The sequence below is a fragment of the Oleiphilus sp. HI0061 genome (assembly GCF_001635675.1).
This window is the reverse complement of the sequence record NZ_LWFE01000838.1, coordinates 1-443: the sequence shown is the minus strand read 5'-3', so window position 1 is coordinate 443 and position 443 is coordinate 1. Positions and strand designations below refer to the sequence as shown.

General features: G+C 45.8%; 1 protein-coding gene. It reads right to left on the bottom strand.

From position 1 onward, the window contains the following. A partial coding sequence (locus tag A3735_RS30745) for a hypothetical protein (protein WP_197485823.1) occupies window positions 1-443 on the bottom strand: 443 nt, incomplete at both ends.

The window sequence follows — 443 nt, the reverse complement described above, 5'->3', positions numbered from 1 at the left end:
TAGCGGCGGCACAAAATTAATATCAGTACTTTGATTAGTAAACAGCGCTAATGCAAACTCACCGTTAGCGTCACTCAAAGCATGGGTCGCAGGCGACTTGCCCTGACTTTCCAAATAAAAACCGGTGTCACTGTTTCCGTTTTGCTGATACGCGATATGGCTAATTGTCACGCGCGTAGCGGCAACTGGTGAGCCGTTTTTGTCGCTAATGGTTCCACTCAAAACAGCCATTGGCAAGATCACATCTTGAACCGTAGCAGACTCAACAACAATATTTTCTTCAGCAAACAACACCGTTGCAAAATCAGGTAAGGGATAGGTGGGTCTTGAATCTTCGCCGCGACCAAAGGGGTTTAAATGAGGCTTAATTTTGTACGTGCCTGCCTCTACCTGAAATTGATAAGTACCATTTTCGTCTGTATAAACAGCGCCGCCAACTTGGG